At 64.0% G+C, this 372-nt stretch carries 1 pseudogene; it reads right to left on the bottom strand.

Features of this window, described 5'->3' with window-relative positions:
* Positions 1-345, bottom strand: a pseudogene (locus ABC138_RS17615) (transposase); the annotation flags it as partial.
* Positions 346-372 lie beyond the last annotated feature (27 nt).

The following is a 372-nucleotide window of genomic DNA, read 5'->3' as shown; positions in this document are numbered from 1 at the left end:
CTACTTCTTGTGCTGGCGGTCGAGCTCCGCCCCGAAGAAACTGGCGGCCCTCTTCAAGATTTCGTTGGCGCGCTTGAGCTCACGGTTCTCCTGCTCCAGAGCCTTCATCTTCGCCGCGTCACTGGTACTGATGCCCGCGACGTGGCCCTCGTCGATATCAGCTTGACGGACCCAGGACCGCACCGACTCGGTGCCGTACCCCAACTGCTGGGCGACGCGCTGGATCGTGCCGTGCTCTGTGCCTAGCTCTGCGCGCAGAGTCCTGACCATCCGCACCGCAGCGGCCTTCTCGTCGGGGCTGTAGCGACGCGTGGTCGGCTTCCCCGGGGTGGTGTCCTTCGGCATGAGTACATCCTCGTTTCCAAACGATGG

This window comes from Janibacter sp. LM (assembly GCF_039631275.1).
Taxonomy (GTDB): domain Bacteria; phylum Actinomycetota; class Actinomycetes; order Actinomycetales; family Dermatophilaceae; genus Janibacter; species Janibacter terrae.
Note: the sequence above shows the minus strand (reverse complement) of the source record. Positions and strands in the feature narration are given on the sequence as shown.